The sequence below is a fragment of the Ruegeria sp. CDSA246 genome, assembly GCF_059611225.1.
Genome location: NZ_JBXWPD010000004.1, coordinates 225,665 through 245,520 on the forward strand (window position 1 = coordinate 225,665; position 19,856 = coordinate 245,520).

Genomic DNA, 19,856 nt, shown 5'->3' on the forward strand with positions numbered 1-19,856 from the left:
CTATTGGAAACGTCGCAATCGAGACGTTCGACATCCCTGCTGGTGTATAGATACAGCCCATGAACGCGCCCTATAGATTGCACTTTGCCCCCGACAATGCCTCTCTGGTGATCAGACTGGTGCTGGAAGAGATGGGCCTGCCTTATGAGACGGCTTTGGTGGATCGTCGGCAAAACGCACAGGATGGCGCGGCTTACAGAGGGTTGAATCCGAACGGCCTGATCCCGGTTCTTGAAACGCCACAAGGTCCGATCTTTGAAACAGCCGCCATCCTTTTGTGGCTGGCAGATACGCATGCGCAACTGGCTCCCGCCCCTGACAACCCGGATCGGGCTGCGTTCCTGAAATGGCTCTTTTTCGCATCGAACACTTTACATGCCGATCTGCGCATCCTGTTCTATGCCGAAAAATACATCGACACGGCACAGGCCGAAACCTTGCGCAACGGTATCCGCCCGCGCCTGCGCCAACATCTTCGGGTTCTGGATGACGTGGCAAAAACTGCGCCCAACTGGTTGAACGCGGATCAGCCCTCGGTTCTTACATACTACCTTGCCTGCCAGATGCGGTGGATGGCCCTTTACCCGGAGCGCGCTGATCGCAGTTGGTATCAACTGGCGGATACGCCTTACCTGCAATCCATTCTGATGCGCCTGGAAAGCCGTCCCGCAACCCGGGCTGCCATCGCGGCCGAGGGGTTGGGGGTTACCCCCTTCACCAGTCCATCTTATGCTCACCCTCCAGAAGGCTCTGCTACCTGATATGTTCTTGTCTGTTTTTGATATGTTCAAAGTGGGCATCGGCCCGTCCTCGTCACACACAATGGGGCCGATGGTTGCCGCCGCACGGTTTCTGGACCTAATGCGCGCCTCGCCGTTTGAATTCGCCGGTCTTCGCGGATCGCTGCACGGATCGCTGGCCTTTACCGGTGTGGGCCACGCAACCGACCGGGCTACGATCCTTGGGCTGGCCGGGTTTGTTCCTGACACCTATGACAACGACAAGGCCGAGGCCGCGCTGGCTGCTATTGCTGAAACGCACTCTGTCACGCCCGAGGGGTTGCCGACCCTGCAATTCGATCCAAAGGCCGATCTGATCTTTGACTACGACCACAACCTGCCCGGCCATGCCAATGGGATGATCCTGATGGCCACCGATGCGCAAGGCGACGTGATTCTGCGGCAAGTCTATTATTCCGTAGGCGGCGGTTTTGTTCTGACCGAAGAGGAACTCGCCGAAGGCAAAGCCACCAATGACGGCCCTGCCGTGCCTTTCCCGTTCCACTCGGCGGCCGAAATGCTTGAGATGGCAAACGCCAGCGGCAAAAGCATCGCCCAGATGAAGCGCGAGAATGAAATCGCGCGGGGCTGTGCGGACAGTTTCGCCAAAGGCACCGCCCGGCTTTGGGAAGTCATGAACAACTGTATCGAACGTGGACTGAAGACGGATGGCATTCTGCCCGGCGGCCTGAAAGTGCGCCGCCGCGCCAAGGGCATCCATGACGCGTTGTTGGCCGAACGGGGTATGAACTTGAACGCGCCGCACACCATCAACGACTGGATGAGCGTCTATGCGATGGCGATAAACGAGGAAAACGCGGCTGGCGGGCAAGTCGTCACTGCGCCCACAAACGGGGCAGCTGGTACGATGCCTGCCGTACTGCGCTATTACCTCGACCACGTTCCCGGTGCCTCGGAAAGCCATATCGAGGACTTCCTCCTTACGGCAGCGGCCATTGGCGGGCTGGTCAAATACAACGCCTCGATCTCGGGTGCAGAAGCCGGTTGTCAGGCTGAAGTTGGAAGCGCCTCGGCAATGGCTGCAGCGGGCCTCTGCGCCGTGATGGGTGGTACGCCCGAGCAGGTCGAAAACGCCGCCGAAATTGCATTGGAGCATCATCTGGGCATGACCTGCGACCCGGTCGCTGGTCTGGTGCAAGTTCCTTGCATCGAACGCAACGGTTTGGCGGCCATCAAAGCCGTCTCTGCTGCTTCACTTGCGCTGCGTGGCGATGGGAAACACTTCGTACCGCTGGATTCAGTGATCGAAACCATGCGCCAGACCGGGCATGATATGCATGAGAAGTACAAGGAAACGTCTCTGGGCGGGTTGGCCGTAAACGTGCCAAACTGCTGACAGTGACAGCAACGGAGGTCAACGATGCAAGGACATTGCCTGTGCGGCACCATCCGCTACGAGGTTGATCCTCCGGTCCTGTCCTGCGTGAGCTGCCATTGCGATAGTTGCCGCAGGCAATGCGCCGCGCCGATGACGACCTATTTTGGCGTGCGCGACGGGCAATGGCGCTGGACTGGTGAGTCGCCGAAAACCTTTAATTCCTCGCCCGGTGTCGAGCGCAGCTTTTGTCCCGATTGCGGCACGCCGATCTCGTTTCGATCGCAAGCCATGTCGGACGTGCTGCATTTGTATGTCGCCACGTTAGAGGATCCCAACCAATTGCAGCCCACACTGCACGTGGCCCATGAAGAACGGTTGGATTGGCTGAAACTGGACGACGACCTGCCCGTCTGCATCGGACCGGACTACACAAAGGTCCAGCCGATTTCATAGACGCTTTCACCCGGGCACCAAAACCCGTAGCGTCGCCGCATGACCCAGGATCGTCCCGTCTTTGGCATCTTGTTGATGCTGTGTTTTTGCGTGATTGCACCGATGGGCGATTCCATCGCCAAGCTGTTGGGTGGGACGACACCGGTCGGCGTTTTGGTGTTCATCCGCTTTGCCGTTCAGTCGTTGATCCTGATACCTTTGGTGGGCCTGACCGGTCGGCACTGGCGCATGCGCGGACGTCTTATGTGGCTGGCGCTTATCCGAACAGTTCTGCACATCATTGCTATCGCAGCAATGTTCAGCGCACTGCAGTACCTGCCGCTGGCGGACGCGGTCGCCATCGCCTTTGTCATGCCCTTCATCATGCTGTTGCTGGGCAAGTGCGTGCTGGGTGAAGAGGTTGGTATGCGCCGCCTGATCGCCTGCGGTGTCGGGTTCGCGGGCACTCTGCTGGTCATCCAGCCCAGCTTTGTTCAGGTTGGCGCCGCAGCCCTGTTGCCCTTGGTCGTTGCGGTGGCCTTTGCCCTTTTCATGCTGGTGACACGACAGATTGCCAAGGACACCGACCCGATTGCCTTGCAGGCTGTATCCGGAGTGATGGCGACGGTTCTGCTGCTGCCGGTTCTAGCGCTGGGAACACTCGGCAATATTTGGGAGCTGTCCTTCATTGTTCCCGAGCGCGAAAGCCACCTGCTGCTGATCGGGGTCGGTGTCTTGGGCACAGTCGCGCATCTGTTCATGACTTGGTCCTTGCGCTATGCGCCGTCCGCCACGCTGGCCCCCATGCAATATCTTGAGATCCCAGTGGCCACGTTCTTTGGCTGGTTGATTTTCCATGACCTTCCGGACAGCATGGCCGCCGTCGGCATCGGCATCACCGTCGCCGCGGGCCTGTATGTCATTCTGCGCGAGCGGGCCAGCGCCCGGTCTGCCCCGACACAAACGCCTGCATAACCTGATCCAGCGCATACCTTGGCACCATCACCAGCAATCCCGGCGCATCCACCGTCAGCTCAACATCTGCCAGCGCACGGTTGGATGTGCCTACTTGCCCGCCGGGTTCCATAACCAGATCGTCGATGGCCCATTCAAGGCCTTTGCTGGCACCGGTTACCCGTTGGAACGGAAACAGTGAAACGACATCGCCGGGTGTGATACTAAGGGAAACCCGCGGCGGCGCGTGAAAGACGACCTCAGTCTCACCCAATAAGACGCAGGGGCGATCCTGCCTCTGGACCAATGTGTTAAGAACAGCAAGCTGATGATCCAGCCGCCCGCCCAGGAACCCGGCCCCCAACACGACAGGCGCTTCGATGCTGCGCAGAGCCTTGTCAAAATCCGTGCTGTTTTGTTCCCGTATAGGATACAACCGGTCCACCGGAATTTGGTCTTTGTGCCGGCTGTCCAGCGAATCAAAATCGCCAATCACGGCATCCGGAATGCGACCCGATTCTACCAAAGGGGCTGCCCCACCATCGGCCGCCACAACCGTCTTGGCGCGAATCAGCATCACATTTAGGTCGTCAGGGCCGATTTCCCCGCCTCCGACCAGTGCAATTGGCTCAAATGACCGCACAATTGGGCGATTTTTACTTAGATTGATCATTTTTCCCGGATTTGGACACATTGAGACCACAAAATGATAGGTTCATGCAAAGAGTTCCGAGCCAATGGGTGTGCCTGCATAAGGTGGTTGGCTCTCGTAGTTTGTAGAGGACGTGCGTCTGATGGTACAGAACAACAAGGTATTGACCGTTTCTTATGGAACCTTCTCCTGCACTTTGGAAGGATTCGACGATTCATTCGAAACGATGAAGGCAATCGCTGAATACTTCCGTGATCTTTCTGCCGATGATCGGTATTTTGGTTCTGAACCCCCGCAACCTGACGCAGAAATGCTGACCCGGATCGCACGGCGCGACGCCGCAAAACATGTAGAAGCCAGCCAGAGCGATTCCGGCCTGTTGCTGCGTGCAACCCAGCAGGCTGCAAAGCCAGCCCCTGCTGCGGTTCCAACCGCTGCGCAAGCAGACCCCCATGTGATGAGCCACAGTGCCACCCCCCCTGCACAACGGGCCGACTCGTTTTTCGCTGACGCCGTGCCGGTCGAAAGCGCGCCTGCCCCGGCTGCGGACAGCATTGCCGCCAAACTGCAGCGCATCCGCGCCGTCGTTTCGCATTCCGAAGAAAACTCGGTGATTTATACAGAAGACGAGGACGCAAGCCTGGGTAGTCAGCCAGCTGCACCGATGGATGCGATCGCCGCCGCGTTTGAGGCAGGCTCGCTCGACGCATCGGACCTTTCGGAAACGGACAAGCCCGACGCAGCTGTTGAACCGATGGCGCCGGCTTTTGAAGCAGAAGAAATCGCGGATACCCCCGCCGTGGCAGCGCCAGCGGCAGAGGCCGAAGCAACGGAAGAACCGGTAGAATCCGTGCAGCCATTCTCGATGCAGCAGGACGCAGATTATGAAGACGAGGAAGAGGCGCCTGCACCCTCGGCGCTGTTCACCGATCTTGAGGAAACGACCGAAACTGATGAGCCCGTCAATATCCTGAGCGAAGAGACCGAAGAGGATCTGATAGATGAAGTCGCAGAGACCCAAGAGGGTTATCTGACCGCCGAGGATGAGGCCAATGTTCTAAGCGAGATCTCGAAGGTTGAGGCCGCAATGGGTGGTCAATCACCGAACGAAACGGCCCTGGATCAGGATTTGTCCCGCCTGATGGACAAGGCGGACAGCCAGATGGATGACCCGGCGACCAGCACGCAGCGCGAAACATATTCACATCTGCGCACGGCAGTCGCTGCGACCGAAGCTGAGCGCGGGAACCAGCCGCGGGACGAAGACTCCGAAGAAAGCGGATATCGTGGCGATCTGACGTCGGTCGTAAGCCCGCGCCGCCCCGAGATTCAAGTCACCAGCATGCGCCCGCAATCCGACACTTCATCCCCCTTGAAGCTGGTTGCAGAACAGCGGGTTGACACAAATGAACAGGACGCCGGCCCCGTGACCCCCCGCCGCGTCACGTCCAAATCAGAAGACGAAGCCGACGATTCCAACGAAGAAGGTGGTTTTGCCCTTTTTGCACAGGAACAAGGTGCACAATCTCTGCCTGACCTGTTAGAGGCTGCCGCCGCTTACCTGTCGTTCATCGAAGGTCAGGAACAATTCTCGCGCCCGCAGCTGATGAATAAGATCCGCTCACTCAAGCAGGACGACTTCAACCGCGAAGAAAGCCTGCGCTCGTTCGGTCAATTGCTTCGGGACGGCAAGATCGAAAAAGCCGGTGGTGGTCGTTTTGCCGCCTCAACACAGATCGGGTTCCGCCCCGATGACGAGCGCGCTGCAGGCTGAACTTAAGAAAATCAAAAGAAACGGGGCCGATGCAATCATCGGCCCTTTTTTGTACGGGAAATGAATCGCCCTCTCAGTCTTGCGACTGATCCGGGTCTGCTTGCCCAACGCCTTTGAACACGAATTTGAAAGGCAAGGCCCACACGATGCCCAGACCAATATAGACTAGCAGCTCAAGCCAGAGCGGCGGGCGGTCTAGCCAATTCACAACCGTCACGACCGCCACAATATAAAGAGGCAACCCAACCAGCAGCAGCACTAGTGACCAGCGACGGCGCGCTTTATAGCTGAGGCCTCGTTTCTGTTCCTCTGCCATCAGTCTGCAAACGGGTCAGTCACCAAAATGGTGTCATCCCGCTCCGGGCTGGTGGACAAAAGGGCGACGGGGCAATCGATCAGCTCTTCGACCCGGCGCACGTATTTGATGGCATTGGCCGGCAGATCCGCCCAGCTGCGCGCCCCTTCGGTGGATTCGCTCCAACCCGGCATCTCTTCGTAAATCGGTTTGCAGCGCGCCTGTTGATCCGCGGCCGTCGGAAGGTAGTCCAGACGTTCGCCGTCCAGCTCATACCCAACGCAGATTTTCAGGGTCTCGAAACCGTCCAGAACATCCAGCTTGGTCAGCGAGATGCCGTTCACACCGCTGGTCGCACAGGTCTGGCGCACAAGGCAGGCGTCAAACCACCCACAACGGCGCTTACGGCCCGTGGTGGTCCCGAACTCGTGCCCGCGCTCACCAAGCCGCTGACCATCGTCGTCGTCCAACTCGGTTGGGAACGGGCCCTCACCCACGCGGGTTGTATAGGCTTTGACAATGCCCAGAACGAAGTCAATCGAACCGGGACCGATGCCGACGCCTGTTGATGCCTGACCGGCAATGACGTTGGACGAGGTTACAAACGGATATGTACCGAAGTCGATATCCAGCAGCGCCCCCTGTGCGCCCTCGAACAGGATGCGTTTGCCAGCCTTGCGCTTTTCGTTCAGCACTTTCCAAACCGGCGCGGCAAAGGGTAGGATTTTTGGCGCGATCTCTTTCAGCTGGACAATCAGTGCATTTCGGTCAATTGGCTCCAGTCCAAGCCCGTTTCGCAGCGCATTGTGGTGAACCAGAGCGCGATCAACTCGCAATGCCAGCGTTGCATCGTCAGCCAGATCAGCCACACGGATCACGCGGCGACCAACCTTGTCTTCGTAACAAGGACCAATTCCGCGACCGGTCGTCCCGATTTTCGCAACCGAGTTTTGACTTTCACGTGCCCGATCCAGTTCCCCGTGGAAGGGCAGGATCAACGGTGTGTTTTCCGCAATCATCAGGTTTTCAGGGGTGATTTCAACGCCCTGCGCCTGGATGGTTCCGATCTCTTTGATTAGGTGCCATGGGTCCAGAACGACACCGTTGCCGATGACACTCAACTTGCCGCCACGCACAACACCCGACGGCAGCGCGTGCAGCTTGTATACTTCTCCGTCGATGACCAGCGTGTGCCCGGCGTTATGTCCGCCCTGAAAGCGTGCAATCACGTCTGCACGCTCGCTGAGCCAGTCGACGATCTTGCCTTTTCCTTCGTCACCCCACTGGGCGCCGACAACAACCACATTGGCCATATCCGGTCCTTTTGCGCTGAGTTATCAAACTCGGCTCGTATAACGGGGGGAAAGCGACAGGGAAACCGGTAATTCGACGCATGCAGAGATCGTGCTGCGCACGATGCCTCCGGCGGGGATATTTTTGGCCAGGTGAAGAAACGGATCCCCCGCTTCATCTGGCTGAAGATACCCCCGGGGGAAGTGCCCGGCACGGGCAACGAGTGCAGAGCCCCCTACCCCTTGGCCAACCGCACCGGCTGTCCATGAGAGGTGGTCAAATAAGCCTCTTCCCACTTGTCGCGAAATTGGACCACTTCATCTGGAGCTGCGACACCTTGCTCGGCCAAAAACGCCTCGAGCGTTTCCAGCCAGGCAAAAAAGTAGTCATCCCCTCCATTCAGTTCGCGATCCAAACCGTTCTGCTTCAAGCTGGCCGAAAAGCGCGCCGCCCAATCCGGCCAGTCGAACCGTCCGGCCTCGTTTAAGGCAACCGTCACAGCAAAGACCTGAGCGTGCCAGGGCTCTGCGAAGGCTGGTTCGGGAGCAGTATGAGTTATGCAGTCGCTCATGCGAGTTCCAGATAGCTTTGCCAAAGATCCAAAACGACTTCATCCTGCGAGTGTTCGGGATTGGCCCAAAGCTCGGATGCCGGAAAGACCACGGCGTAAAGCGGCTCGGGTGCATCCCCCAACCTATGAGCACTAGAGTCCGGCAGCACATGCGTTCCGTGCATCATAAGGATGCGCCCTTTTGCCCCGGTGGCGTACATGGGCAAACGCGTATGCCCGCCGTCGACAAGGCGGTTCGCGGCTTGACGGGCGGTCACAACTTTTTGCCCCGGTTCAAATTTCACCCGCACATTTGAAGGGCGATCCGCAGGCCCGCCGCTGGCCAACACTTTCGCAACCGCGTCAGACTTCAGCACGCGGCTTGCCAGGGGGTGATTGTCGCCGTCTGTCTCGCCGCGCAGATCCTCATCTGTCAGCACGCCTGTTTCGACGAGAAGGTCCGCAAGCCCCGAAATCCATTTCTCGTAATAAGAAAAACGGGCGTAGTCCTTAGGCGACAATCTCTCGCGCGCATGCCGGGATACGTCGATGTTCCACTGCCCAAGCGATCCCGCTGCCAGTGTTACGGCCAATGCCCTTGCATGCCAGTCTTCGGCAAAGACCGGGGCATCTTCGGGTTCAGGGAGCACAGGCCCATCGCCAAAGCGCCCGCCCATATCGTGAACTCGGGTCATGATGGCACCTTTGGCAAACCGGTTCCGATCATGCTGTCGCGTGTGACAAGCGCCGCCAACTCGTCTTCTGTTAAGCCATCCGTGTCTTCTGGCCGCATCGGAAGCACAAGGTACCGCACCTCGGCCGTCGAATCCCAAACGCGAACTGAGGAAGTTTCGGGCAGGGTCACACCAAATTCCGCCAGAACCTTGCGCGGCTCACGCACAGCCCGCGCCCGATAGGCATCGGATTTGTACCAACCCGGCGGAATACCAAGCAGCGGCCACGGGTAACAGCTGCACAGGGTGCATACGACCATGTTGTGCTGTTCATGGGTATTTGCGACGACAACCATGTGTTCACCCTGACGCCCGTAATAACCCAGATCGGCGACAACCGATGTGGCATCTTTCAGTAATGCGGCTTTGAAGTCCGGGTCGGTCCAGGCTTTGGCAACGACCCGCGCGCCATTCTGCGGACCTATCTTGTTCTGATAGGTATCAATAATTTCATCCAGCGCCGCCGGATCGATCAGACCTTTACGAGTCAGAATCGTTTCCAGCGCCTTTACCCGCAGCGCAGGATCAGGTGGCAAAAGGGTGTGCGGGTGGTCGTGATCATCATGTGGCATGGCCGCAGCCTGCGCGAGGTGCGGCCATGCTGTCCAGTCCCTTTGCCGTGATCCGGAACATCACCGATCTTGATGCCAACTCCTCACTTGCCCCCGCTGGCAAACTTGCATAAGTACCACGCGATACACGCCACGCTGTACAGGAACACCATGGAAAACGTCGTTCTCATCATCCACCTCCTCCTGGCCCTTGGCCTGATTGCCGTTGTTCTGATGCAGCGGTCCGAAGGCGGTGGCCTTGGCATGGGCGGCGGGGGCGGCGGCGCCATGACCGGACGCGCCGCAGCGACTGCTTTGGGCAAGGTGACGTGGATCCTGGCCGCTTGTTTCATCGTGACTTCAATCACGCTGACCATTCTGGCCGCTCAGAAATCCTCGGGCAGTTCGGTGATCGACCGTTTGGGCGTTCCGGCACCAGCACCGACCGAGGAAAGCACACCTGCGGTTCCGTCGGCTGACGATCTGCTGCCTCCGGCAGATGGCGACAACGCGCCGCTGATCCCACAAGCCAACTGATCCACAAAACCTAGAAACTTGAAAGAGAACTGCAACAGCATCTTGCGGTTCTCTTGCGCTATTGGCGCGAATCCTTTATATGTGAAGTCCCGTGGTGCAGCGGTTTTTCGGAACCGTCGGGCAGCTGATTTTGACGTCTCACGGGAGCAGCCGAAAACATGGCGCGTTTTATTTTCATCACTGGTGGTGTGGTTTCGTCTTTGGGTAAAGGACTGGCTTCGGCGGCTTTGGGCGCGCTGTTGCAGGCCCGAGGGTATTCGGTACGTCTGCGCAAGCTGGACCCCTATCTCAACGTTGACCCCGGCACGATGTCACCGTTCGAGCATGGCGAAGTGTTCGTGACCGATGACGGAGCCGAAACCGACCTGGATCTTGGTCACTACGAACGTTTCACCGGTGTGGCAGCGCGCAAAACCGACTCGGTCAGTTCGGGTCGGATTTATTCCAACGTACTCGAGAAAGAGCGCCGCGGCGACTATCTGGGCAAGACCATTCAGGTGATTCCGCACGTCACCAACGAGATCAAAGACTTTATCTCGATCGGTGAGGATGAGGTCGATTTCATGCTGTGCGAGATTGGCGGCACAGTCGGCGATATCGAAGGCCTACCCTTCTTCGAAGCCATCCGTCAGTTCAGCCAGGATAAGCCACGCGGCCAATGCCTGTTCATGCACTTGACCTTGCTACCTTACATCAAGGCCTCGGGCGAATTGAAAACCAAGCCGACGCAGCACTCGGTGAAAGAGCTGCGCTCGATCGGTCTGGCCCCTGACATTCTGGTCTGTCGCTCCGAGGGTCCCATCCCGGTCAAAGAACGCGAAAAGTTGGCGTTGTTCTGTAACGTGCGCCCCGACAGCGTGATCGCGGCACAGGATCTGTCGACCATTTATGACGCCCCACTGGCCTATCACCGCGAAGGACTGGATCAGGCGGTTCTGGATGCGTTCCAGATCAGCCCTGCCCCCAAGCCCGATCTGACAAAATGGGAAGATGTCAGCGACCGCATCCACAATGCTGAAGGCGAAGTCAAAGTCGCCATCGTCGGCAAATACACGCAGCTTGAAGATGCCTATAAGTCGATTGCCGAGGCCCTGACCCATGGCGGTATGGCCAACCGGGTTCGCGTAAAGGTCGAGTGGGTCGATGCCGAGGTATTTGATACCGAAGACGCAGCCCCGCATCTGGAAGGCTTCCACGCGATCCTCGTTCCCGGTGGATTTGGCGAACGCGGGACTGAAGGCAAGATCAAAGCCGCGCAATACGCGCGCGAACACAAAGTGCCCTATCTGGGAATCTGCCTTGGTATGCAGATGGCTGTAATCGAAGCAGCCCGCAACGCCGCTGGCATCACAGAGGCGGGCTCAGAAGAGTTCGACCACGAAGCGGGCAATAAACGTTTTGAGCCTGTTGTTTATCACCTGAAAGAATGGGTGCAGGGCAATCACAAGGTCGAACGCAAGGTCGGTGACGATAAAGGCGGTACCATGCGTTTGGGCGCCTATGACGCGGTACTGGCCGATGGCTCGAAAGTGGCAGAGGTATACGGCGGCACCAATATCGAAGAACGCCACCGGCACCGTTATGAGGTGGACATCAAGTACCGCGACAAGCTGGAAAAAGCTGGCTTGAACTTCTCGGGGATGTCGCCCGATGGCCGTCTGCCGGAAATCGTAGAATGGTCAGACCATCCGTGGTTCATCGGCGTACAGTACCATCCGGAACTGAAGTCCAAGCCATTTGATCCACACCCCCTGTTCCGCGACTTTGTGCGCGCAGCGAAAGACACCTCGCGCCTCGTTTAAGTGGTGTCTGTGTCGGACTGTCACCCCGCATTGTTTTGTGGGGTGTAACCTCCTAACTATTTGAACAAGCAGGTCCACCTGCCGTGCACCATGGATGCAGTTCAAAGATTTAGGAGTTTTCAGATGAGCAATGCGACAACGATAACAAACCTCCAACAAGCGCTTCACATGGAAATGACCGCAGCGCATCAATACCAGCTGCATTCGCATGTACTGAACGATTGGGGTTTGGACATCCTGGCCGAGAAGATGCGAGGCGAGATGCAGGAAGAGTTGGGGCATTCTGATGCCTATATCGAACGCATTCTTTTCCTTGGCGCAAAGCCAGAGCTTGAGCTTCAGAAAAACCCAAAGGCGGCGGACGACCTGGAAGAGATGTTTACCGCGGACCTGAAGGATGAAATGGAAGCCATCGACTTCTACACCCAAGCTGCGGCACAGGCGGCTGAGGCCGGTGACGTGGGAACCCGAACCCTGTTTGAGCGAATTCTGCTGGAAGAAGAAGGTCACAAGGCGTGGCTGGAGACCGAATTGTCGCTGCTCAAACGATTGGGTGAGCCGGCGTTCAGCGCTCGATACGTGTCGAGCACAGCCGGCGAAGACTGACTCCTCAGCAACTGATCTCACCATGTCGAAGGATTCGGGCCAACAAATGTTGGCCCATTTTCGTTCGTCACCGCAAAGTGACGGTGTGCGGCCAAAAAACACTACTCGGGCACGGTTCCAAGTGGTTACTGTTAAGTAAATGATGACAGGAGAGGCCCAAATGACCGATCAAATCCAAAACGCAGAAACCTTTGCGGCCCTGCACAAAAAGGGCGATCCGGTCATCCTTTTTAACATCTGGGACGCTGGCAGCGCCGGTGCCGTGCGGGATGCAGGCGCCATGGCATTGGCGACCGGCAGCGCACCCGTTGCAATGGCGCAGGGGTTTGGCGACGGCCAGAACATCCCGCTGGATGTCGCTTTGGACAACGCCGGCCGAATCGTCAGCGCCGTAGACCTTCCTGTTTCTTTGGATTTCGAGGGGGCCTATGCCGAGGACGCGGTGGGAATCATCGCCAATGTCCAAAGTGCACTTGAAACAGGTGTCGTCGGCTTCAACTTCGAAGACCAGATTGTCGGCACCAAGGACCTATACGACATCGAAACCCAAGCCGCCCGCGTTGGTGCGATGCGCGAAGGGTGTGACGTCGCTGGCGTCCCTGCTTTTATCAACGCCAGAACGGACATCTTCCTGAAGGCTGCGCCGGAAACGCATGACGAGGCGATGCTCGACGATGCGATGGCCCGCGCCAAAGCCTATGCCGACGCGGGTGCCAACGGATTCTTTGCACCCGGCCTCAAGGATGAGGACATGATCGCCCGGCTTTGCGAATCGACTGATCTACCTGTGAATATCATTGCCCTGCCCGGGACGCCGGATACCGCGACGCTTGCGTCGCTGGGCGTCGCCCGGATCAGTTATGGGCCTGTGCCGTATCGGAAGATGCTCGGCTGGCTGCAGGAACAAGCGAAACAGGCGCTGCAGTCAGGCGCCTAGCCAGAGGGTAGATACCGATACAAGCGGATACCGGCAAAGTTGTGACCATTCAGGGCTATGACGGGTAGTCAGCGCTTGGCGGGCCACAAAATATGGAATAACCTCGCGGCATGTTGAAAAAATTCCTTCAGGCGTTTCGCCCGCCACAGCACGACCATTTGCCCGATCCTGACGCCGAACTGGCTTTGGGTGCTTTGATGGTGCGCGTGGCGCAGGCGGATCGGGATTACAAACTGGAAGAAATCAGCCTGATCGACCGCATTCTTGCGCGGCTCTATCAGCACAACGCGATCGAGGCCGCCAAGGTCCGCGCCACCTGCGAAAAATTGCACGCCGCCGCGCCAGACACCGATACATTCGGCAAGTTGATCCGCGAAACAACCGACCTGCAGGAACGTCTGGCCGCGCTGGACGCTTTGTGGGAGGTCGTTCTGGCCGATGGCAATTCGGACGAAGGCGAAATGAAGATCGTCGAAGAAGCCCGCATCGCCATGGGCCTGAGCTTTAAAGACAGCCAAGAAGCGCATGAACGGGTACAAACGCGCTTGGAACAGAAGTAGTCCGCTTCTATAACCAATTCATGTTCAGCGATTTTCTGTCCCGGCTCACGCAGCCGCAGCCCGACCCACTTGCCGATAACGACGCCCGTTTGGCCCTTACGGCCCTTCTGGTTCGCATCGCCAGATCCGACAACGACTATGCCGACACGGAAATGGCCCGAATCGACCGGATTTCGACGGAACGCTATGGCCTGTCCCCTTTTGAGGCCGCAGCCCTTCGCGCTAGCGCCGAGGATCTAGAAGCCGAAGCCCCCGATACTGTCCGCTTTACCCGCGCGATCAAAGAGGCCGTCGCTTACGAAGATCGTCTGGCCGTAGTTCAGGCGATGTGGTCGGTCGCGCTGGCTGATGGGCATCGTACTGGCGAAGAAGATTCGCTGCTGCGTCTGGTTGTCAGCTTGCTGGGTGTCAGCGACGTCGATTCCGCCCTGGCCCGGCAAAAGGCGGCCAAATCGTGATTTCAATGCTGGGCATGTATGACATGCCCGCGCTGCAACCAGCCAATGATCGTTTCTGGTCGTTGATTCGGGCGCATCTTGGTTTTGGCCCCACGCACCTGACACGTGGCGCCGACGTTTGGGATATCTGGCATAGCCCTGACCTTGTTTTCTCCCAAACCTGCGGCATGCCTTACCGCACCCTATTGCACGGTAAAGTTCAGCTTGTTGGTACGCCGGACTACGGTTTGGCAGGCTGTCCGCCAGGATACTACCGGTCTGTTATCGTGGCCCTAAAAGACGATACCCGCGATCTGGATCAGCTTGCCAACGGCACCTTTGCTTACAATGAGGCATTGTCTCAATCCGGTTGGGCTGCGCCCATGGTTCATCTGTCACGTCACAGCCGCCTTCCAAGTTCTGTGTTGGAAACTGGCGGTCATGCCCTTTCGGTAGCCGCTGTTGCGGAAGGCCGCGCGGATTATGCCGCGCTGGATGCGCTTACGTGGGAATTGCTCAAGGAACACACGAATTTGGACGCTGAGCTTCGCGAGTTCTCAGCAACGGAACCTTCGCCCGCCCTGCCCTACATCACGGCCAATGGTCAGGATGCGCCCCAGATTGCAAAGGCGGTTCGTGCAGCCATCAACGATCTTTCCCCCGCTGACCAAAAGAGTTTGCATTTGCGCGGTCTGATCGACATTCCAGCCGAGCATTACCTTGCCGTTCCCGACCCGTCCCCTGAGGCTGCCAAATTGATCGATCCGTGACCACTTTGGCCAGAACGTCTGATCAATTTGACAGTTTGTGGCCCGTTCCGTGTCATTTGCGCATTGCATTGCACTGAATTTTCAGCCCTAGTACCGCACCAACACCAATAACAACTGGACCACCCGTGACAGATTCCACTCCGGTCATCGAGATCAAGAACCTACACAAGAGCTTTGGCAATCTTGAGGTATTGAAAGGGGTGGATATCACCGCCAGACGCGGCGACGTCGTTTCTCTGATCGGCTCATCAGGGTCCGGAAAATCGACACTTCTGCGTTGTTGCAACCTGCTGGAAGACAGCCAAGAGGGCGAAATCCTGTTCAAGGGCGAACCTGTCCGCTGGACTGGCAACGCACATAACCGCCGTCCGGCCGATCCCAAACAGGTCCTGCGTATTCGCACAAACCTGTCGATGGTTTTTCAGCAGTTCAATCTGTGGGCCCATATGACCATCCTGCAAAACGTGATGGAGGCCCCAGTGACCGTCATGGGCCGCGACAAGGCCGAGGTTGAAGACAGCGCCCGTAGGTATCTGGAAAAGGTCGGCATCGGCGACAAATGCGACGCGTATCCTGCGCAACTGTCGGGCGGTCAGCAGCAGCGCGCCGCAATTGCGCGCGGCCTGTGCATGGAGCCTCAGGCCCTGCTGTTCGACGAACCGACTTCGGCGCTGGACCCCGAACTGGAACAGGAAGTGATCAAAGTGATCAAGGATCTGGCCGCCGAGGGTCGCACCATGATCATCGTGACACACGATATGAAAATGGCTGCCGATATCTCAAGCCATGTGGTGTTCCTGCATCAAGGCCTCATCGAAGAAGAAGGCCTGCCGGAAGACATCTTTACGACCCCTGAATCCACGCGACTTCAGGGTTTTCTCTCCGCCACCATGGCGGCATAAATTCAGGACAGAACCAAAAAGGGGAGTAACAATGAAAAACCTGATTCTGACCACAGCAGCACTGGCGCTGAGCGCCGGTATGGCCATGGCCGATACGGTCCGCATGGGCACCGAGGGTGCCTACCCTCCGTGGAACTTCATCAATGACGCTGGAGAGATCGACGGTTTTGAGCGTGAGCTGGGTGACGAGCTGTGCAAGCGCGCAAATCTGGAATGCGAATGGGTCAAGAACGACTGGGATTCGATTATTCCGAACCTGGTGTCGGGCAACTATGACGTCATCATCGCGGGCATGTCGATCACCGACGAGCGCGACGAAGTGATTGATTTCACTCAGAACTATACGCCGCCAGATCCGTCGGCTTATGTTGCAACCTCCGACGACGTAGATGTCGCGAACGGCGTTGTTGCGGCACAGACCGGCACCATTCAGGCCGGTTACATTGCTGAATCCGGCGCAACTCTGGTCGAGTTCGCCAGCCCCGAAGAAACCATCGCAGCCGTGCGCAATGGCGAAGCTGACGCCGTTCTGGCCGATAAGTCTTTCCTTGCGCCGATTGCAGATGAAGACGCGGACCTGCGCTTTGTCGCCGAAGATGTCCCGCTGGGCGGTGGTGTCGGCATCGGTGTGCGCGAGTCGGACGGTGATCTGAAAGAGAAGCTCAACACTGCCATCCAGTCCATGAAGGACGACGGCAGCCTGAACGAGCTGATCACCAAATGGGAAGTGTCCTCGACCTTCTGATCTGAATCAGGTTGCGCGCCCCAATACCGGGGCGCGCTGCCCCTGCGCCTTAGCACCTCAAGAGGCCCGCCATTTTCTCGTTTTGCACTGATCCCGATACGCTGGGCACGTTCCGCTGGTTTTCCTGCTACCTCACCAACGGCGTGCACTGGTCGTTCTACCTGTCGTTCCTGAAGGTCCTGCTGTTGCTGGCCGTCACAGCGCCCGTAGCGTTGAGTTTCGGGTTCGTTGGTGCCATGGCCGCCCGCTCGCATATCCCCCCCGTCAGCTGGCTGGGCAAGGGCTATATCGCGATTGTACGGGGTGTGCCGGACATCGCCTTCTTCATGTTCTTCGTGATCGCCTTGGATCAGGCTTTTGAATGGACGCGCCATAAGATCCTTTGCCCCGATTGGCCGGACCCGATCCGCCAGGGCAACGACTTCATCGTTTGCCAGTCGGCAAAACTACCGCTCAGCACCGCGCCGGAATTTGTGCATGAGACCTATGGTTTCTTCCTCGCAGTCATCACATTCTCGATCGTTTTCGGTGCTTTTGCGGCCAACGTGCTGTTTGGCGGCATGCGGGCGGTTCCCCATGCGCAGCTGGAAACAGCAGCCGCTTATGGCCTGTCCCCAAGCCAGACATTCTGGCGCATCCTCGTGCCGCAAATGTGGGTTTACGCCCTGCCCGGCCTGTCGAACCTGTGGATGGTGCTGATCAAAGCCACTCCATTGCTGTTCCTGCTTGGTATCGAAGACATCGTCTATTGGGCCCGCGAATTGGGCGGCACGAAAACCACAAAATTCACGCAATACCCCCACGGCGATTGGCGCATGTGGTACTTCCTGGCTCTGCTGATCTTCTACCTCGGCATGACCCGCGTCTCGGAAATCGGGCTTGAAAAGCTGATGCGCCGCCTGTCCCACGGCCAGGCCACGTCGGGCGGAGAGCTTCTGCGCAAGGAGACCACCGCATGAGCTGCATCCAGACCATTCAGGACTACGGCCTGCGTTCCCTGGGCCTTGGTGAGCGGCTACTGCCGCGCAACGATTTTACCCTGTGTGAGCAATTCACCCTGATCGGTTCAGGTATGATCTGGAATATCTATTTCGGCATCATGGCACTGGTCACCGGGTTCTTTCTGGCAACCGCCGTGGCAATGGGTAAAGCATCTACCAACAAGTGGCTGCGCAAACCCTCCGAGTGGTTCATCTTTATCTTCCGCGGCTCACCGCTGTTCATCCAGTTCTTCTTTGCCTATTTCTTCTTCCTGTCGCTGAAGAAATCTTACCCGATGTTCGACGCCCTGACATCGGCATGGCTGGGGGCGTTGATCGTTCTGTTCCTGAACACCGCCGCCTATACCGGTGAGATCTTCTATGGCGCGCTGCGCTCGATCCCCAAGGGCGATATCGAGGCCGCTGATGCCTATGGTATGTCGGGTTGGTCGCGGTTCCGCCGGATCGTTTGGCCCACCATGCTACGTCTGGCGTGGCCTGCGTACACGAACGAAGCAATCTTCTTGTTTCACGCCACAACGCTGGTCTTCTTCTCGGCCTTCCCCGCCTGGCAGCAACGTGGCGACGCGCTTTACTACGCCAGCTATTTCGCCGACAAGACGTTCAACCCGTTCATCCCCTACCCGATCCTGGCCTTCTACTTCATCCTGCTGACGCTAGTGGTGGTCGGAGTGTTCGGGCTGATCAACAAACGACTGAATCGCCACCTGCCGGCCGCCAGAAAGGCCAAGATGAGGTTTCGTTTGAATCTGGCGCGCTAATTCAAACAATCCAACACTGTAACAACCGGGCTTGTTTTAAGCCCGGTTTTTTCTCGTCAAAACTTCCTAGGAACGTTCTGCGGAGGCTTGCGTATCAGGGGAAGATGGTACCGCCTCCCTGGCTTGAACAGGGGACCTCTGGATCCACAATCCAGCGCTCTAACCAACTGAGCTAAGGCGGCACTCGTGAGGGGCGATGTACCGAACGCGCACACGGATTGCAAGAGGATTAAAGACGAAATTCCCAGCTTTGTTCGACAAGATCGCGGCCAAAGGAATGAACCTTTTTGCTGCCGGTCAATTGCCACCCCGACGCCTTGTAAAGGGCGCAGGCCGCCCGATGGCTTTCATGGGTCCATAAGGCCATATCACGATAACCAGCGCTGCGCGCGAACCCCATGCATGTGTTGAGCATACGTTTGCCCAAGCCCTTCCCACGAGCCTCTGGCAGCAGCAAAAACAATCGCAATTTTGCGGTGTGGTCGTCTAGTGCGACGCAAAAGATACTGCCCATGCGCGCGCCACCCAGCTCCGCGATCCAACCCCTCTCGCGCGCTGGATCGTGTGACGTGACGAAGTCGGCCAGAATGCTTTCGACAAGGGGCGCGAACGTGTCATCAAACCCGTTGTCCCGCTGATAGAGGCGGCCGTGCTGTTCGACCAACCAGGGCGCATCATCTGGGCGGAAAGCTCTGATCAGAATATCTTCCATGCTTTACCTGACCTCAAAGGCGGCTTGATTCTCAACCCTTTGCGCGCTAGCAGGAACGCTCAGTCCCGGAGGCGCAAATGGGCATTAACACCGAACGTGACATTCAGGCGAACCTTCAGATCGGCCCGACCGACCATGGCATGGTGCGCCTGTTCATCGAGGCCGACGGCGTCGAAATTCCAATGGACTTCGAACCTGAAGAAGCGGAAGAAATCGCTGACGAAATCCTCGCCGCTGTGCAAGCTGCCCGGATCGTAAAAGACTGACAGTTCAAATTCTTGGATCACGCAATGCCTGCAATCTGCGGGCTGTGTCTGTTGCAAACTTCTGAATCATCTTCTTGCGCCGCGCTGGCGCCAGCTTATCTTCCGGTGCCATTCGGATGATTTCGGCGTCATAGGCATCTGCGATGATCAGACCGGTCTCTACTGGCAACAAGTCTGTCGGGAAATCGGTGTCCACCGCCCAGAAAAAGCGATCACACCAATCCAGATACCCCTGCCATTTAGAATCCGTCAGATAATCTGCGCGGCTGGATTTGCACTCGATCACCCACAGTTCCCCCTTGGGACCCAATCCCATGACGTCGACTCGCAGACCGCGGGTGGGGACAAATTCCTCAACAGATACAAAGCCATGAGCCAATAAATGGCGCGAAACCCCACGGGCCAGTTTTTGTCCGGGCTGTAAATCCAGTGTCATTCCCGAAATGTGAACAATTCGTGAACAAAAA

General features: G+C 57.6%; 25 protein-coding genes and 1 tRNA gene. 17 read left to right on the forward strand and 9 right to left on the reverse strand.

Annotated elements, in window-relative coordinates; translation table 11 throughout:
• Positions 1–59: 59 nt before the first annotated feature.
• The 4 genes from AC2FI9_RS06980 to AC2FI9_RS06995 are packed head-to-tail and all read left to right on the forward strand — an operon-like array spanning position 60 to position 3,525.
• Entirely contained in the window at positions 60–761 is a 702-nt protein-coding gene (locus tag AC2FI9_RS06980; protein WP_496766827.1) for a glutathione S-transferase family protein, read from the forward strand.
• A gap of 1 nt (position 762) precedes the next feature.
• Entirely contained in the window at positions 763–2,136 is a 1,374-nt protein-coding gene (locus AC2FI9_RS06985) for an L-serine ammonia-lyase (protein ID WP_058274837.1), read from the forward strand.
• Between the two features lie 24 nt (positions 2,137–2,160).
• On the forward strand, positions 2,161–2,571 hold the full coding sequence (locus tag AC2FI9_RS06990) for a GFA family protein (RefSeq protein ID WP_496766828.1): 411 nt from the start codon (positions 2,161–2,163) through the stop codon (positions 2,569–2,571).
• Positions 2,572–2,610: 39 nt separating this feature from the next.
• On the forward strand, positions 2,611–3,525 hold the full coding sequence (locus AC2FI9_RS06995; protein ID WP_496766829.1) for a DMT family transporter: 915 nt from the start codon (positions 2,611–2,613) through the stop codon (positions 3,523–3,525).
• Here AC2FI9_RS06995 and AC2FI9_RS07000 read toward each other — a convergent pair.
• Complete coding sequence (locus AC2FI9_RS07000; protein WP_496766830.1) at positions 3,470–4,177, reverse strand: thiamine diphosphokinase; 708 nt, start codon at positions 4,175–4,177, stop codon at positions 3,470–3,472. The two genes, AC2FI9_RS06995 and AC2FI9_RS07000, sit on opposite strands and share 56 nt — an antisense overlap.
• 121 nt (positions 4,178–4,298) lie before the next feature.
• On the opposite strand from AC2FI9_RS07000, the gene AC2FI9_RS07005 reads away from it, so the two are divergent.
• Entirely contained in the window at positions 4,299–5,930 is a 1,632-nt protein-coding gene (locus AC2FI9_RS07005) for a hypothetical protein (protein WP_496766831.1), read from the forward strand.
• A 73-nt stretch (positions 5,931–6,003) separates the two neighbouring features.
• Here AC2FI9_RS07005 and AC2FI9_RS07010 read toward each other — a convergent pair whose 3' ends face one another.
• The 5 genes from AC2FI9_RS07010 to nthA all read right to left on the reverse strand — a co-directional run bounded on the left by AC2FI9_RS07010 (position 6,004) and on the right by nthA (position 9,374).
• Complete coding sequence (locus AC2FI9_RS07010; RefSeq protein WP_496722135.1) at positions 6,004–6,246, reverse strand: DUF2842 domain-containing protein; 243 nt, start codon at positions 6,244–6,246, stop codon at positions 6,004–6,006.
• Positions 6,246–7,538: an adenylosuccinate synthase gene (locus AC2FI9_RS07015; RefSeq protein WP_496766832.1), complete on the reverse strand. Its 1,293-nt coding sequence runs from the start codon at positions 7,536–7,538 to the stop codon at positions 6,246–6,248. Before AC2FI9_RS07015 ends, AC2FI9_RS07010 begins: the two co-directional genes overlap by 1 nt.
• Positions 7,539–7,753: 215 nt before the next feature.
• Complete coding sequence (locus AC2FI9_RS07020) at positions 7,754–8,089, reverse strand: nitrile hydratase accessory protein (protein ID WP_496766833.1); 336 nt, start codon at positions 8,087–8,089, stop codon at positions 7,754–7,756.
• Entirely contained in the window at positions 8,086–8,763 is a 678-nt protein-coding gene (gene nthB / locus AC2FI9_RS07025; RefSeq protein ID WP_496766834.1) for a nitrile hydratase subunit beta, read from the reverse strand. Before nthB ends, AC2FI9_RS07020 begins: the two co-directional genes overlap by 4 nt.
• Positions 8,760–9,374 (reverse strand): nitrile hydratase subunit alpha, encoded by a 615-nt coding sequence (gene nthA / locus AC2FI9_RS07030; RefSeq protein ID WP_496766835.1) that lies wholly within the window; start codon positions 9,372–9,374, stop codon positions 8,760–8,762. The genes nthB and nthA overlap by 4 nt, the downstream gene beginning before the upstream one ends.
• A gap of 150 nt (positions 9,375–9,524) precedes the next feature.
• On the opposite strand from nthA, the gene secG reads away from it, so the two are divergent.
• The 11 genes from secG (at position 9,525) to AC2FI9_RS07085 (ending at position 18,411) form a co-directional block, all read left to right on the forward strand.
• On the forward strand, positions 9,525–9,890 hold the full coding sequence (secG, locus tag AC2FI9_RS07035; protein WP_058276104.1) for a preprotein translocase subunit SecG: 366 nt from the start codon (positions 9,525–9,527) through the stop codon (positions 9,888–9,890).
• A gap of 158 nt (positions 9,891–10,048) precedes the next feature.
• Positions 10,049–11,692 (forward strand): CTP synthase, encoded by a 1,644-nt coding sequence (pyrG, locus tag AC2FI9_RS07040; RefSeq protein WP_496766836.1) that lies wholly within the window; start codon positions 10,049–10,051, stop codon positions 11,690–11,692.
• A 123-nt stretch (positions 11,693–11,815) separates the two neighbouring features.
• Positions 11,816–12,298 (forward strand): bacterioferritin, encoded by a 483-nt coding sequence (locus tag AC2FI9_RS07045; protein WP_496722126.1) that lies wholly within the window; start codon positions 11,816–11,818, stop codon positions 12,296–12,298.
• 160 nt (positions 12,299–12,458) lie between these two features.
• On the forward strand, positions 12,459–13,235 hold the full coding sequence (locus AC2FI9_RS07050) for an isocitrate lyase/PEP mutase family protein (RefSeq protein ID WP_058276116.1): 777 nt from the start codon (positions 12,459–12,461) through the stop codon (positions 13,233–13,235).
• Positions 13,236–13,345: 110 nt separating this feature from the next.
• Positions 13,346–13,795: a tellurite resistance TerB family protein gene (locus tag AC2FI9_RS07055; RefSeq protein ID WP_058276107.1), complete on the forward strand. Its 450-nt coding sequence runs from the start codon at positions 13,346–13,348 to the stop codon at positions 13,793–13,795.
• 20 nt (positions 13,796–13,815) lie between these two features.
• The gene (locus tag AC2FI9_RS07060) at positions 13,816–14,253 is read left to right on the forward strand and encodes a tellurite resistance TerB family protein (protein ID WP_496766837.1); all 438 of its coding nucleotides are present in this window, start codon (positions 13,816–13,818) and stop codon (positions 14,251–14,253) included.
• A 5-nt stretch (positions 14,254–14,258) separates the two neighbouring features.
• Entirely contained in the window at positions 14,259–15,002 is a 744-nt protein-coding gene (locus AC2FI9_RS07065) for a phosphate/phosphite/phosphonate ABC transporter substrate-binding protein (RefSeq protein ID WP_496766860.1), read from the forward strand.
• A gap of 125 nt (positions 15,003–15,127) precedes the next feature.
• Positions 15,128–15,904, forward strand: coding sequence for an ABC transporter ATP-binding protein (locus AC2FI9_RS07070; RefSeq protein WP_496766838.1), 777 nt, complete (start codon positions 15,128–15,130; stop codon positions 15,902–15,904).
• Between the two features lie 31 nt (positions 15,905–15,935).
• Positions 15,936–16,649, forward strand: coding sequence for a transporter substrate-binding domain-containing protein (locus tag AC2FI9_RS07075; RefSeq protein WP_058276110.1), 714 nt, complete (start codon positions 15,936–15,938; stop codon positions 16,647–16,649).
• Between the two features lie 71 nt (positions 16,650–16,720).
• Complete coding sequence (locus AC2FI9_RS07080) at positions 16,721–17,608, forward strand: ABC transporter permease (RefSeq protein WP_108858966.1); 888 nt, start codon at positions 16,721–16,723, stop codon at positions 17,606–17,608.
• Positions 17,605–18,411, forward strand: coding sequence for an ABC transporter permease (locus tag AC2FI9_RS07085; protein ID WP_496738807.1), 807 nt, complete (start codon positions 17,605–17,607; stop codon positions 18,409–18,411). Before AC2FI9_RS07080 ends, AC2FI9_RS07085 begins: the two co-directional genes overlap by 4 nt.
• 105 nt (positions 18,412–18,516) lie before the next feature.
• On the opposite strand, the gene AC2FI9_RS07090 is transcribed toward AC2FI9_RS07085, so the two are convergent.
• Together AC2FI9_RS07090 and AC2FI9_RS07095 are read right to left on the reverse strand one after the other, a co-directional pair.
• Positions 18,517–18,593 (reverse strand) — tRNA-His (locus AC2FI9_RS07090).
• A 47-nt stretch (positions 18,594–18,640) separates the two neighbouring features.
• Positions 18,641–19,123 (reverse strand): GNAT family N-acetyltransferase, encoded by a 483-nt coding sequence (locus AC2FI9_RS07095; protein WP_496766839.1) that lies wholly within the window; start codon positions 19,121–19,123, stop codon positions 18,641–18,643.
• 77 nt (positions 19,124–19,200) lie between these two features.
• On the opposite strand from AC2FI9_RS07095, the gene AC2FI9_RS07100 reads away from it, so the two are divergent.
• Positions 19,201–19,389, forward strand: coding sequence for a DUF6324 family protein (locus AC2FI9_RS07100; protein WP_058274816.1), 189 nt, complete (start codon positions 19,201–19,203; stop codon positions 19,387–19,389).
• A gap of 4 nt (positions 19,390–19,393) precedes the next feature.
• Here AC2FI9_RS07100 and AC2FI9_RS07105 read toward each other — a convergent pair whose 3' ends face one another.
• Positions 19,394–19,825 carry an MmcB family DNA repair protein gene (locus AC2FI9_RS07105; RefSeq protein ID WP_496722113.1) on the reverse strand — a complete coding sequence of 144 codons (432 nt, stop codon included), beginning with the start codon at positions 19,823–19,825 and terminating at the stop codon, positions 19,394–19,396.
• Between the last annotated feature and the right edge of the window lie 31 nt (positions 19,826–19,856).